The sequence below is a fragment of the Kitasatospora sp. P5_F3 genome, assembly GCF_054049135.1.
This window is the reverse complement of sequence record NZ_JBFUMY010000122.1, coordinates 1-12,122: the sequence shown is the minus strand read 5'-3', so window position 1 is coordinate 12,122 and position 12,122 is coordinate 1. Positions and strand designations below refer to the sequence as shown.

General features: G+C 72.9%; 13 protein-coding genes and 1 pseudogene. 5 read left to right on the top strand and 9 right to left on the bottom strand.

The features are described from left to right. Window positions 1-80: 80 nt before the first annotated feature. The gene (locus tag ACXJMZ_RS35230) at window positions 81-1,520 is read right to left on the bottom strand and encodes a DUF4331 domain-containing protein (protein ID WP_457034089.1); all 1,440 of its coding nucleotides are present in this window, start codon (window positions 1,518-1,520) and stop codon (window positions 81-83) included. 287 nt (window positions 1,521-1,807) lie between these two features. Between ACXJMZ_RS35230 and ACXJMZ_RS35225 the strand changes: the two genes are divergently transcribed. The 3 genes from ACXJMZ_RS35225 (at window position 1,808) to ACXJMZ_RS35215 (ending at window position 3,633) form a co-directional block, all read left to right on the top strand. Beyond that, window positions 1,808-2,428, top strand: a complete 621-nt coding sequence (locus tag ACXJMZ_RS35225; RefSeq protein WP_457034088.1) for a hypothetical protein — start codon at window positions 1,808-1,810, stop codon at window positions 2,426-2,428. Between the two features lie 25 nt (window positions 2,429-2,453). Then, on the top strand, window positions 2,454-3,101 hold the full coding sequence (locus tag ACXJMZ_RS35220) for a hypothetical protein (RefSeq protein ID WP_457034087.1): 648 nt from the start codon (window positions 2,454-2,456) through the stop codon (window positions 3,099-3,101). Between the two features lie 79 nt (window positions 3,102-3,180). After that, window positions 3,181-3,633 carry a thioredoxin family protein gene (locus ACXJMZ_RS35215; RefSeq protein ID WP_457034086.1) on the top strand — a complete coding sequence of 151 codons (453 nt, stop codon included), beginning with the start codon at window positions 3,181-3,183 and terminating at the stop codon, window positions 3,631-3,633. On the opposite strand, the gene ACXJMZ_RS35210 is transcribed toward ACXJMZ_RS35215, so the two are convergent. The 3 genes from ACXJMZ_RS35210 to ACXJMZ_RS35200 form a co-directional block, all read right to left on the bottom strand. After that, window positions 3,523-4,140 (bottom strand): TetR/AcrR family transcriptional regulator C-terminal domain-containing protein, encoded by a 618-nt coding sequence (locus ACXJMZ_RS35210; protein WP_057229116.1) that lies wholly within the window; start codon window positions 4,138-4,140, stop codon window positions 3,523-3,525. The two genes, ACXJMZ_RS35215 and ACXJMZ_RS35210, sit on opposite strands and share 111 nt — an antisense overlap. Before the next feature lie 138 nt (window positions 4,141-4,278). Next, on the bottom strand, window positions 4,279-4,857 hold the full coding sequence (locus tag ACXJMZ_RS35205) for a potassium channel family protein (RefSeq protein ID WP_457034085.1): 579 nt from the start codon (window positions 4,855-4,857) through the stop codon (window positions 4,279-4,281). A gap of 148 nt (window positions 4,858-5,005) precedes the next feature. Next, entirely contained in the window at window positions 5,006-6,271 is a 1,266-nt protein-coding gene (locus ACXJMZ_RS35200; protein ID WP_457034084.1) for a DUF2254 family protein, read from the bottom strand. Between the two features lie 316 nt (window positions 6,272-6,587). Here ACXJMZ_RS35200 and ACXJMZ_RS35195 point away from each other — a divergent pair, with 316 nt between their 5' ends. Then, the gene (locus ACXJMZ_RS35195; RefSeq protein ID WP_457034083.1) at window positions 6,588-7,199 is read left to right on the top strand and encodes an Rv1733c family protein; all 612 of its coding nucleotides are present in this window, start codon (window positions 6,588-6,590) and stop codon (window positions 7,197-7,199) included. Between the two features lie 15 nt (window positions 7,200-7,214). Here ACXJMZ_RS35195 and ACXJMZ_RS35190 read toward each other — a convergent pair whose 3' ends face one another. From ACXJMZ_RS35190 to ACXJMZ_RS35170, 5 genes and pseudogenes are all read right to left on the bottom strand, one after another. Continuing rightward, window positions 7,215-7,673, bottom strand: a complete 459-nt coding sequence (locus ACXJMZ_RS35190) for a glycosyl hydrolase family 65 protein (RefSeq protein WP_457034090.1) — start codon at window positions 7,671-7,673, stop codon at window positions 7,215-7,217. Window positions 7,674-7,762: 89 nt separating this feature from the next. Next, window positions 7,763-8,188: pseudogene (locus ACXJMZ_RS35185) on the bottom strand (glycoside hydrolase family 65 protein); the annotation flags it as partial. Window positions 8,189-8,240: 52 nt separating this feature from the next. Then, window positions 8,241-8,984: an SDR family oxidoreductase gene (locus tag ACXJMZ_RS35180; protein WP_457034082.1), complete on the bottom strand. Its 744-nt coding sequence runs from the start codon at window positions 8,982-8,984 to the stop codon at window positions 8,241-8,243. Between the two features lie 92 nt (window positions 8,985-9,076). Beyond that, the gene (locus tag ACXJMZ_RS35175; protein ID WP_457034081.1) at window positions 9,077-9,616 is read right to left on the bottom strand and encodes a flavodoxin family protein; all 540 of its coding nucleotides are present in this window, start codon (window positions 9,614-9,616) and stop codon (window positions 9,077-9,079) included. Window positions 9,617-9,672: 56 nt separating this feature from the next. Next, a complete protein-coding gene (locus ACXJMZ_RS35170) occupies window positions 9,673-10,368 on the bottom strand; it encodes a pyridoxamine 5'-phosphate oxidase family protein (RefSeq protein WP_457034080.1) in 696 nt (231 codons plus the stop codon). A 204-nt stretch (window positions 10,369-10,572) separates the two neighbouring features. On the opposite strand from ACXJMZ_RS35170, the gene ACXJMZ_RS35165 reads away from it, so the two are divergent. Beyond that, the coding region (locus ACXJMZ_RS35165) for a GNAT family N-acetyltransferase (RefSeq protein WP_457034079.1) at window positions 10,573-12,122 on the top strand (1,550 nt) is incomplete at its 3' end.

The following is a 12,122-nucleotide window of genomic DNA, read 5'->3' as shown; positions in this document are numbered from 1 at the left end:
CCCGAGCGCCAGCAGCCCGGCCGCGCAGGCCAGCACCAGCACTCCGCCGCCGACCGCGCCCGCGACGGCGCGCCGACGGGTCACGGGCCCGCGTGCGGCAGGTTGACGTACGGGAAGACGCTCGATGCGGGCTTGGGCTGCCAGTTGAAGGAGGACGGCGGCAGCAGGTGCGCGGCCGAGCGGTCGGAGGGTTCGCCCTCCAGCATCCGCAGCAGCGGCACGTCGATCTCGTCGTTCAGGCGTCGGCCGTTCGGGTAGCCCTGGAGGTCACCGTCGAGCACGCCGTACGGGTGCGGGTCGGCGCTGACCGGGGTGGTGAGGTTGAGCCGCAGCTGGTCGGCCCAGCGGAGGGCGGCCGGGTCGGCGTCGGCGTTCATGCTCTGGGTGTTCAGGTCGAGGCCGAAGCGGGAGCCGTTGTCCTTGCCGATACCGCCGAGGAAGAGTGCCCGGATGTCGGTGCGCGGCCCGGCCGGTGCGGTGAAGCCCTGGGCCGCCTCGATCCGGCGGGGCGGGGCCGGGTCGAGCGCGGCGGCCAGGAACTCCTGGTCCTGCGCGTCGAGTTCGGCCGCCCTTCCGTTGAACCGGTCCTCCGGGCCGCCCGGCTGGGAGAGCCCGGCGAAGGTGCCCCACAACGCGAACATGATGTGCGGGTTGCCGAGCCGGCCGACCTGCCGGTACGTCGCGGCCTGGGTCCGCAGGTCACGGGCGAGGTCGGCGCCCTCGCGGGAGACGGTGGACCAGATACCGACCACGGGGTTGCGCTCCGGGTCACCGTTCAGCGCGAGTTCGCGCTTGGGGAGCTGGAGCACCAACGCACCGACGTTCAGCGCGGAGAGCGGCCCGGCGGCGGGGAGTGCACCGGGCACCGGGCCGATGGTGCCGATCGTGAAGAGGCCGAAGACCCGGGTGTCGGCGACGAACGGCTCGGCGATCTGGCCCGCCAGGGTCCGGCCGCCGCCGGGCAGGCTGCGGGTGGCCTCGCTGCGCAGCGCGCCGTAGTCGGGCATCAGGGCCAGGCCGGTGTGGGTGGGCGCGGCGGTACCGTCCGAGATCAGCGTCTCGACCTGGCCGCCCCTGATCCGCTCCAGGGTGTAACGCTGCTTGAACAGAAGTGAGTTGTCCCTGAGCGAGCGCACCGGGCCGACCGCGATCGGACCGGCGCCGAACAGCCGCCGGTCCTCGTTCCGGAAGGTCCACCGGTAGGTGGTGTCCGGCTGCCCGGTGCCCCGGCCGTCAAGGTGCAGCTCGTACCGGGCCCGGGTGGCGAAGGGGTAGTTCAGCGGTCCGGCGCCCGGGAGTTGGCCGGGCTGGACGTCGACCACGATGGTCACCTGGTCGTGGTCGTCCGGGCTGGCCGAGCAGCGGGCCGCCCAGCGAGGCGGCGGCCAGGGTCGCGACGGCGCCGCCGAGGAACATGCGACGGCTCGGACGGCGGGTACCAGCGGTTTCGGACATGGCGGCTCCAGGGATCGCGGCGGGCATGCCGAAGTGCCGTTCAGCGAACGGACTTTGGGCAGCATGGGGCAGCCCGGAACCCGGACGGCCAGGGGCAAACCTAGGGCCGAGTGGATCTTCACGCACTCCACACCCGCCGACCCCCCACGGACGTGTCACGCTTTTCCCCCGAGTGGCCCAACTTCGGCCGCAGGCCGTACCTCTCAAGCGTCATGCGTACACGGATCGCCCCCGATCACCGCTAGCCTTCGAGCGCATCCTCCGACCGGGGCCGACCAGCCCCTGGTTCGGCGCGCCCGCATGCCCATCCCCTGCTGCGGTCGGCGAGTTGCTCTCCAGCCAAGGAGTCATAATGAAACTACGTCAGCTCTTCTCCCTGCTCTTCGCGGCCCTGCTGATGACCGTGGCCACCCCCGGCTCCGCCCAGGCCGCCGGCATCCCGGCCGGCCCGTACGTCTCCCCGTGGGGCACCGCTCAGGTCGAGTGGGCCCCGAGCTTCCGGGCCCAGCTGGCCGAGCAGGCGGTGACCGTCACACCGATCGCTCCCGTCACCACGCTGCCGGACGACCGGGGCATCATCAGCGACATCGGCTCGACCTCCGGCGACTACATCGACCTGGAGAACTTCGGCCGGGTCTACTACCCGGGCGGGGTGACCCTCACCAACTCGGGGACCAGCGGCAGTTGGACCATGGACGAGTTCTGGCTGCGGTTCTGGCCGGACCGCGGCCTCTCCTCGTACCTGGCGGTGAACGGCGTCAAGTCGCCGACCGAGCAGCTGTTCTGCTCGTACGCGCTGCAGGACGCGTTCGGCTCCGGCTGGGGCCTCACCTTCGGCGGCGTCCGGACCACGAAGGTCCCGCTGACGCTGACCGAGGTCGGCGCCGCCACGCTCAACGCTGCGCTCGGCACCTCGTTCCAGGCCGGGGAGCCGTTCGGCGTCCTCTCCGGCACGTTCCGCTACCTCCCCTGACCCGACACCCGCCAGGAGCCCGCACATGCGCATCTTCCGCAAGCTCGCCATCGCCGCCACCGCCCTCGCCCTGGCCGCTCCGGTCGCCCTGGCCCCGACCGCGCAGGCCTCCGTACCGGCGCCGCAGGGCACCGAGCAGCGGGCCTCCCGGATCTACATCTCCCCCTGGGGCAGCGCCAAGGTCCGGGTCAGTGACGTCACCAAGGCATGGCTGATCGCCAACGACGTCAAGCTCGGCGCGATCCCGCCGTTCGTCCTGGACCCGGACGGCTACGGCTTCGACATGCCGATCGGCTCCACCGCAGGTGACCACCTGGACGAGAAGGGCCGGATCTTCTATCCCGGCGGGATCACCCTGAACCAGGAGAGCAGCCAGACCTTCATGGAGCTGGTGCCGACCTGGATCCGGATCATGCCCGAGCCGGGCTACTCGGCCGGCATCAAGGTGAACGGGAAGCCGCTCAGCGAGGAGACGCTGATCGCCTACACCACCCCGGCCGAGGTGATCGCCAACGGCCGGCCCACGCTGACCGGCTTCACCCTGGACCGGGTGCCGTTCCACGTCACCTCGGACGCCGCCGCACTGACCAAGGCGTACTTCGGCGACGGCCTCAAGGCGGACTCGATGTTCGGCACCCTCACCCCGCGCTTCGACTACGTGCCCACCAACTAGGCCGCTGGAATAGCTCGGCGGACCGATTGGTTGACGCCGACGCAGATCACAGCCGGACGAGAAGGGCAGGCAAGCCGATATGAGCACCGTCGAACTGACCGCCGAGAACTTCGACGAGGTGATCGGAGGCGCGGACGACCAGAACTTCGTCTTCATCGACTTCTGGGCCGGCTGGTGCGGGCCCTGCGTGCGCTTCGCGCCGGTCTACGAGAAGGCCGCCGAGCGCCACTCCGACATCGTCTTCGCCAAGGTCGACACCGAGGCGCAGCGGGAGCTGGCGGCGGCCTTCGACATCCAGTCGATCCCGACCCTGGCGATCATCCGGGACGGCACGCTGGTCTTCTCCCAGGCCGGTGCGCTGCCCGCGCCGGGGACGAGACCGGGCCCGCCCTCCGCATGCCGGGACCCTGCTCGACCCTGCTCAGACCCGGGCGGCCAGCCCGTCCAGCAGCAGCCCGAGGGCCAGTTCGAAGCCGCGCTCGTCCAGCCCGCCGCCCCGCGCGGCCGACTGCGTCAGCGCCTCGGCCAGTGACGGGTAGTCCGGCCGGTACTCCTCGGCGGGACGGGCGAACCCGGCAACGAAGGTCTCCAGCGCGGAGCCGAGCACCAGGTAGTCCAGCGCGGCTGCCGCCTCCGCCGCATCGGCCGGCCCCAGACCGGCCCGCCCGAGCGCGGCCAACAGCGCCTCGTAGCCGAGCAGCTGGCGGTCGGCCTCGACCCGGCGGCGGGCCAGCAGCGCGATCGTGTTCGGGTGCCGGCGGAAGACCGCGCGGTAGCCCCGGGCGTACCCGGCGATGCCCGCCCGCCACTGCGGGTCGGCCAGCGGGGTCAGATCGATCTCGGCGTTGACCAGCTCGGCGAGCGAGTCGAGCAGCTCGTCCTTCCCGGCCACGTGGTTGTAGAGCGAGGCGGCCTTGACCCCGAGCCGGTCGGCCAGCGCCCGCATGGTGAGGCCGTCCGGGCCGCTCTCGTCCACCACGGCGAGCGCCGCCCTGGCGATGATCTCCCTGCTCAGCAGTGCCCTGCTGGGTCGCCCCACCGTCCCCGCCCTCCGCCTGCCCCGCTGCCCGCTCCGGCGGCTGTCCGCCGACCCGGTCACGTTACAGCCTGGTGTCCTGCGGCTCCCAGCGGCGGACGTCACCTGCGGGGCAGTGCCGTTCCGGGCCGTAGCGGCTGTTCAGGTGTCATCGGCCTGCTCTCCGGGCTGGGGTGAGGTCTCGTCGGCGTGGGTGCGAGCGTGGGCCCGGGTGGTGAAGGTGGTGCGCAAGTGGGTGCTGAGCGCGCCGGCGGCGGTGGTGAGGAAGACGAGGTTGAAGGCGATCTGGAGCATGACCACCAGGCGGGCGGACTGGCCGGCCGGGGCGATGTCGCCGTAGCCGATGGTCGACGTCGTGATCACGGTGAAGTAGAGGGCGTCCAACCGGGTGCTCAGGTTGGTGAACTCGCCGGCCTGGCGGGAGAGCGCCAGGTAGGCGCTGGCGAAGATGACCAGCGACAGGCAGATCAGCACGGTGATGCCGACGCCGGGCCGCCCCCGCCCGGAGGGCACCAGGAGGTAGCGGACCTGACGCAGCAGCAGAAGCGCCAGGACGCCCAGCGCCCCGGTGAAACTGATCCAGCTGAGCAGCGGGTGGTCGGGGCCGAAGCGGCCCAGCGGGACGGTGAAGTAACCCGTCATCAGGACCACGGCGCCCAGTGGCGCCAACAGCCACGCCAAGAGCACACGGTGGCGGGGGCCGCGCTGCTTCTGGTCCATGGGGCTCCTGCTTCTGCCGGCTTCTGCCAGGGGCGGATCGGACTCCCAGCCTCCCGTCAGGACGGAGCGCTGTCCTGACGGGCTGTCGGCTGCTGGGCCGATCGGGTGGCCGGGGTGTTCCTCGGGAGCGGATCGGCAGTGCCAGTTCTCAGGGCGCAGCCTGCCGGTCGGGCCAGAGCAACGGGAAGCGGGCAGCCGCATCGGTGTCCACCCACACCTGGCGGGCCGTCACGACCGCACGCCGGTCCGGCGGGCAGGCGTCCAGCACCCGGCCGGTCAGCCGGCGGACGCGCAGCAGGGTCATCGGGGAGGCGTGAGCGGCGAGGATGACATCGTCGAGTGCCGTGCGGACGTATTCGTCCCAGCCCGGGACGGGAACGATCAGCCGCACCTCGCCGTCGGCATCGCGGACCCGGCCGACGTCGAGGTCCTGGGAGGCCAGCCGCAGCAGCGCGTCCTCCAGCTGGTCGAGCGCCTGCACGGCGGTGGCCGGGTCGTTGACCGCCGCGGACAGCGCGCGCAGGGCGATGTCCGCGAAGAGGCGGAAGGCGAGTTCGGGGTCCTGGTCGAAGGTGCGCTCGACGCCCGGAAGCAGCGCCGTGAGCACGGCGTCGTCCGGAAGGTCACCGCCGTGGACATGGGCGACGGGCCGCCCGCGGACGAGCTGCTGCCCCGGACGCTGGGTCAGGACCACCACGCTGCCGTGCGCGGCCGCTGCCGCCACCAGGTGTGGGACGTCGATCTGCTGGAGGACCGCACCGGCTTTCGGCCAGTCCACCGCCCGGCCGGCCCCCGGAAGTGCTGGGAGCGGGGCGGCCGGGCCGTCGTAGGGCTTGGCGTAGAGCAGGTCCAGCCCGCGGTGCGCCCGGTCCGAGATGGCGTCCAGGGCGGGGCCCAGCTGGATCGAGTTGAAGGCCTTCACCTGCAGCGCGCGCATGGCAGCGAGCGATCCGACGGCCAGCAGCACGGCGAGCACGGGGATGACGAAGGAGACCTGATCGCGGGTACCGATCGCCAGCCCGGCGGTGACGCAGAAGACGAAGACACCCACGGTGTACGCGAAGGTGCCCCAGATCAACGGTTCGTCACGGAACAGGCCCAGGCGCGGGGTGAACGTGGTGGACGCCCACTGCGCCACCAGGAAGAGCAGCGAGAAGATGACGGTGACCAGGCTGACCGCGCCGAAGCCGATGGTCAGCAGCAGGGTGACCACCAGGCCGGACTCCGTCCTGGGTTCCAGTCCGATCCCGGGCATCAGCAGCCCCGTCGCCAGGCCCAGCACCATGCAGGCCAGCTGGGTGGCGCCGCGGCGCAGCGCCCGGCGCGGACGGCGGAACAGCACACCCGGCGCCGGCTGCCGCAGTCTCCAGGAGGCCTGCGGGTCGGTCGAGGACGGCACCGGCTGGTCTGCCACTACGGGAGCCTCACTGCCTGTCAGGCGGGGACGGGAGAGGAGTTCGAGTCTCGCCGCCGCAGCGGTGGCCGGACACCCGCGCTGCGCCGAACGGGGTCAGTCCCGGGGACCGTCCGGGCCGCGGACGACGCAGCGGAAGCCCAGGTGGCAGGTGGTGTCCTCAGACTGGGCCATCCGGGCGGACGGGCGTAGCGGCGGCACCCACGGGAGGGCCGGTCGGCCCCGGCCGGGCCGACCTCCCGGCCCTGTCCGTCGAACGGCACTGCGGACATGCTTGAAGCGACCGCGTCTGCGGCCCGTACCGAGGAGGTGTGCCATGTCCGCCGTCGCCCTCCCCCMCCACCGGCCGGCCGGCCGGACCTCACCGCGCCGCCACCTGCGCCGCGCCCTGGGGCGAGAACCCAGTTCGCTCTGCCGTGCCGTCGACCGGGCCCGCAGCCGGGCCCTGCTCGCTCTGGTCCTCTGCCTGATGATCGCCTCGGCGGCGGCCTCCCTGAGCGCCCTGACGATGCTGGACGGGCTGCGGGCCGACGCGCACCGGCTCGCTCAGCACCGCCACCAGGTGACCGCCACGCTTCTCACCTCGGCTCCGGCGGAGCCGGCTCCGACCTCCCGGGCGACCGGCACCTGGGCGTTGCCGACAGCCCAGCCGCGTACCGGCGTGATCGACGCGCCCAGCGGCACTCCCGCAGGCACCGAGGTGCCGCTCTGGGTGGACGACGACGGTCTGCCGGCCCGGCCGCCGCGTAGCAACGGGGAGATGGCCGTGACGGTGAGCGCCCAGGGCTTCGGCGGGTTCGCCGCGGTCGGCGGTGTGGCCTGGGCGGGCTACCTGGTCCGCCGACGCGTCCTGGAGCGTCGGGCGGTCCGGTCGTGGGGGTCCGACTGGGCCGCAGTGGAGCCGCAGTGGTCGGGCCGCCGACGCTGAGCGGTGACGGGTTCGTCAGAGTGTGAAGGTCTGTTGCTCGCCCGGCCGGACGGTCGTCGCGGTGCCTCTGACCCGCACCTGGACCGGCTGCTGATGACTCTCCGGCAGGCCCACTGTCACGGTGTGCCGGTCCACCGCGACTGTCACGCCCCAGTGGCCCCGGTAGCGCAGGTCGAGTTCGAGATGCCCGAGCGCGTGCGGCAGCCGGGGGTCCAGCCACAGCGCGTCGTCACGGATCTCCAGCCCGGTGTAACACCGTTGCAGCAGGTCGACGGTACCGGCCATGGCACCCAGGTGGATGCCCTCGGACGTGGTCCCGCCCTGGAGGTCCTGGCGGTCGGCGGCCAGGGCGTCACGGAAGAACCGCCAGGACGCGCGCCGGTCCGACCGGGCCAGCACCCAGGCGTGCACCACCGCACTGAGGGTGGAGCCGTGCACCGTGCGGCGTAGGTAGTAGTCGACGGTGCGGCGCAGCAGCTCGTGGCCGGCCGGGTAGCCGAGCCGGCGCAGCAGGTCCCGTACCTCGTGGGCGGAGAACAGGTAGAACAGCCGCCGGACCAGTTCTCCGGCAGCAGCTCGGTCTCCAGAGCGAGCAGGTGCGGCTGAGCCTGGCTGGCGATCCGGCGCTGCACCAGCCGGGTCCGGCGGCCTTGAGCGTCCACCACCAGTGCCCGCCTGGTCAGCACACCGGTGCGCAGATCGAGTTCCAGGCGCTGGCTCGCCGGGGAGCCGGCGAACCACTCGCCGTCGGCCGGGCGGAAGGTGAACGGCAGCCAGTTCGGGCAGTTCAGCAGGTCCTCGTTCGCCACCTCGCGGCCCGCGACCAGCGAGACGGTGCGGTCGTAGCAGCCGGCCAGGTAGGTGCCGGGATAGTGGACACCGTCCGCCCGCGACTCGGGGGCGGACGCCCGGCTGACCAGGTAGCCGTTGCCCACCGCGCAGAGCACCTCCCGGACGCCCTCCGACGAGGCGTCGAACCCCTCGTACACCAGGTGCCAGGCGTCGACCGCCGGGCTCCGGCCTGCGGCCACGGCTACTCCCCTACTCCTCGGCGACGATCATGCTGCCGGTCGTCGCACCGCCGTCGACCAGGAACTCCGAGCCGGTGGAGTAGGTGGCGTCCGTGACCAGGAAGAGCACCGTCTTGGCCACCTCCTCGGGTGTGCCGAATCTGGCGATCGGCTGGGCGGCCGCGATGGACTCGTCCATGTCCGCTGTCATCGGCGTGGTGATCGGGCCGGGGTGGACCGAGCAGACCCGGACACCGTCCGCTGCGAGTTCCAGGGCGGCGGACTTGGTCAGGCCGCGCAGGCCCCACTTGCTCGCCACGTAGGCCCCGATGTTGGCGTAGCCCATCAGGCCGGCGGTGGAGGAGATGTTGACCACCACTCCGTCGCCCGCGCGCCGAAGGGAGGGTGCCAGGGTGTGCAGACCCAGCCAGGCGCCGTAGAGGTTGACGTCCAGGACCCGCCGGAAGTCCTCAGGTGCTTGTTCCTCGATGGTGCCGAAGGCCAGCACGCCGGCGTTGTTGACCAGGACGGACACCGGCCCGCCCGCCTCCTCCGCCTCGGCGAGCAGCGCGGTCCAGCCGGCCGGGTCGGTGACGTCCAGGTGCCGGAACCGGGCGGGTACGCCGAGCTCCACGGCCAGCTCCTGGCCCTCGGCGTCGAGCACGTCCGCGATCGTCACCCAGGCACCCTCTGCGGCGAACGCCCTGGCGACGGCCGCGCCGATGCCCCGCGCGCCGCCCGTCACCACTGCGCCTCTTCCGTCCATGCGTCCCATCGCACTCTCCTGCCGTCAGGGGCACCGGTGGTCCCGGGCGCCCCGGGATGGGTGTCTGCGTCCGCGCCGTGGTGGGCGGGGGCGACGCTCCGTCAGACCAGCTGCTTGCCCCACTCCCTGGCCCGGTCCAGTTCGCCGTCGCGCAGCGGGCCTTCGGCGCCCTGCACCACGAACCCCTCGGGGTCGGCGACCAGGTCGAAGCGGTGGTGTTCCAGGCGGCGGGCGATCCCGCCGGCCGCTCCTCCGCTGCCCTTGGCTTCCCCTCGGGTGTCGAAGGCAGCGGCGTGCGCGCCGGAGTCCGCATCGGGCAGCGAGTGGAACCAGTTGCGCAGCCCGGTGACCGGGGCCTCCGGCTTCGGCCGGGTGGCGGAGGGCGAGCCCGGCTCCTTGTCCTTCCGCGCCATGGAGCTCGTGGCCAGCTTGCGGCTCAGGCCGGAGGACAGGCCGTGCATGTGGGTCGGGCCTCCGACGACCAGGAGGTCTGCGGAACGGGTCACGTCCTGGCTCGCCGCGGAGACCTCCAGGCACCGGACGTCCGCGTCCGGCGCTGCCTCGTGGACGCCATCGGCCACCGCCTCGGCGATCCGTCGGGTGTTGCCGTACATGCTCTCGTAGACGATCACTGCTTGCATGGTCCTCACTTCTCTCGTGTGCTGCCCGGTGCTCACCGGGCCGGGCTGTCGGCCCGTCAGCCGTCGTTCGGAAGGCCCGGGGTGCGGATGCCGCGGCCGGTGATCGTGTTCGGTCTGATCCGGAGCCAGGTGTCCCGGTGCCCGCCCGCCCAGGGGCGGGGGTCGGCGTGCCGGGCGAGCCACTCCAGGGCTTCCTGGTCGGTGACCTGCTCCGCCGTCCCGGTGACCAGCACACTCCAGCCCTTGCCGAGGGCGTCGTCGAGCCGGTCCACCTCGAGCGCGACCCGACTGCCCGCTGCCCGGGCCAGCACACTGTCCGCTGTGGTGCGGAAGAGCAGGGTGGCGTCCAGGACGCGGTAGTTGACGGGCAGCGCCAGCGGTCCGTCCGGCGTGGTCAGGGCGACCCGGCCGACCCCGCGCGGTGAGATCTTGGCCCAGCACTTCCAGGCCGCCAGCTCCTCCAGTACGGGCACGGCGGCCCGGCGCGGCCGGCCGGGTGGTGTGTCGGGGGTGCTGCCGAGCAGGTGACCGACCGAGGTGTCGAGTGCGCCCGCGAGCCTGGTGAGAGCGTCGATCTCGATCGCGGCCGGGCTCGTCTCCAGGTAGTCGAGGTAGTTCACCGCCATACCGGCCCGCTCCGCCGCCAGCTCCCGGGTCAGCCCGAGCTGCTCGCGTCGGTGCGCGACCCTGCGGCCGATGTCGCCGGGGCGCGCCGACCGGGTCCTGCCCTGGTCTCCGTCCGTCGTACTCATGAACATCTCCGCCTCCGGTCGTCTGCCCCAGCGGTGTCCTCGCGGCCTCCCCACGCCCTCGATCACCTTCATCCTGCGACCCGGACCGGCCCGCTGGGAGGGCCGGTCGGCCCCGGCCGCGCGGCTGGTGGGCCCTGTCGCGGGGACGTATCCGGACACACCGTGGAGGTGAGGCCCCGACCGGGCCGACGAGAGGAGCCGGCGATGCCCACCGCCCAGTACCCGCCGCCCGCCACCGAGGCACTGTTGGCCGACGGTACGACCGCGCTCATCCGCCCGCTCGGCCCACCGGACCATGACGCCGTGCTGGACCTGCACGCCACGCGCATGTCCGAGGCCAGCCGCCGGATGCGGTTCTTCGGCGCCAGCCGACGTGCCCCCGGGCTCGCCGCCGACCGGCTGTGCGGGTCGCCCCGGCCCGGCTTCCTTGCCCTGGGGGCCTGGGTGGACGGCGAGCTGGCCGGCGAGGCCGACTACGAGAGCGTCGGCGACGGCACCGACAGGGCCGAGCTCGCGGTGGCCGTTGCCGATACCTGGCAGCACCGAGGGGTCGGCACCCTGCTGATCGAGCATCTGCTGCACGCGGCCCGCGAGCACGGCATCCGCACGATCGAGGCCGACACGATGGCGAGCAACCTTGCCGTCCACCGGGTCTTCTCCGATCTGGGCCTGCCCGTCCACCGGCACCTCGAACAGGGTGAGATCAAGGTCAGCGTCCCGCTGGACGAGAGCAACGAGCACTACCGCTCGGCCGTCGACGAGCGCGGCCGGGCCGCGGACGTGGCCAGCCTGACCGCACTGCTGCGTCCCCGCTCGGTCGCCGTCGTCGGCACCTCACGCCGACCCGGATCGGTCGGCCGAAGCGTCCTGCTGAAGATCCGTCAGGGCGGCTTCGCCGGCCCCGCATGGGCGGTCAACCCGCACGCCGAGGAGGTGGCGGGCCGGCCCGCGTACGCCTCCCTCGCCGACCTGCCGGGCACCCCCGACCTCGCGGTCCTCGCCGTACCGCCGCAGGTGGTACCGGGGGTGGCAGAGGAGTGTGGCCGAGCTGGGGTGCGGGCCCTGGTGGTGCTCACCTCGGGGCTGGACGCCGGGCAGGCCCGGCAGTTGCTGCACTCCTGCCGCCGGCACTCGATGCGGCTGGTCGGCCCGAACAGCCTGGGCATCGCACAGACCGACCCGCAGGTGCGGCTGGATGCCGAGTTCGGCGGCGCCTTCCCGCTGCCGGGCAGTGCCGGGGTCGCCGTGCAGTCCGGCGGTGTCGGCATCGCCCTGCTTGAGCGGCTGGCCTGGCTCGGCATCGGAGTGTCCAGCTTCGTCTCGCTCGGCGACAAGTACGACGTCAGCGGCAACGACCTGCTCCAGTGGTGGGAGAGCGACCACCGCACCGACCTCGCACTGTTGCACCTGGAATCCTTCGGCAACCCCCGCGCGTTCGCCCGCACCGCCCGCCGCGTCACCCGGACGATCCCCGTGCTCACCGTGGACGCGGGCCGCTCCACGGCCGGGCGACGTGGCGCCGCCTCGCACACGGCCGCCGCCGCCACCCCCACCGTCACCCGCGAGGCACTCTTCCGGCAGGCCGGCATCACGGCCACCCRCAGCATCGCCGAACTGGTCGACACCGCAGCCCTGTTGCACGCCCAGCCCCTGCCRGGCACCCGRGGYGCGGTCGCCGTGGTCTCCAACGCGGGCGGCATCGGCATCCTCGCCGCCGACGCCTGCGTCGAGGCGGGGCTCAGCGTGCCCGCACT

Excerpts from the sequence above, each read along its gene's own strand:
- ACXJMZ_RS35230 (WP_457034089.1), bottom strand. The coding sequence starts at position 1,520 with ATGCTGCCCAAAGTCCGTTCGCTGAACGGCACTTCGGCATGCCCGCCG.
- ACXJMZ_RS35225 (WP_457034088.1), top strand. The coding sequence starts at position 1,808 with ATGAAACTACGTCAGCTCTTCTCCCTGCTCTTCGCGGCCCTGCTGATG.
- ACXJMZ_RS35220 (WP_457034087.1), top strand. The coding sequence starts at position 2,454 with ATGCGCATCTTCCGCAAGCTCGCCATCGCCGCCACCGCCCTCGCCCTG.
- ACXJMZ_RS35215 (WP_457034086.1), top strand. The coding sequence starts at position 3,181 with ATGAGCACCGTCGAACTGACCGCCGAGAACTTCGACGAGGTGATCGGA.
- ACXJMZ_RS35205 (WP_457034085.1), bottom strand. The coding sequence starts at position 4,857 with ATGGACCAGAAGCAGCGCGGCCCCCGCCACCGTGTGCTCTTGGCGTGG.
- ACXJMZ_RS35180 (WP_457034082.1), bottom strand. The coding sequence starts at position 8,984 with ATGGGACGCATGGACGGAAGAGGCGCAGTGGTGACGGGCGGCGCGCGG.
- ACXJMZ_RS35175 (WP_457034081.1), bottom strand. The coding sequence starts at position 9,616 with ATGCAAGCAGTGATCGTCTACGAGAGCATGTACGGCAACACCCGACGG.
- ACXJMZ_RS35170 (WP_457034080.1), bottom strand. The coding sequence starts at position 10,368 with ATGAGTACGACGGACGGAGACCAGGGCAGGACCCGGTCGGCGCGCCCC.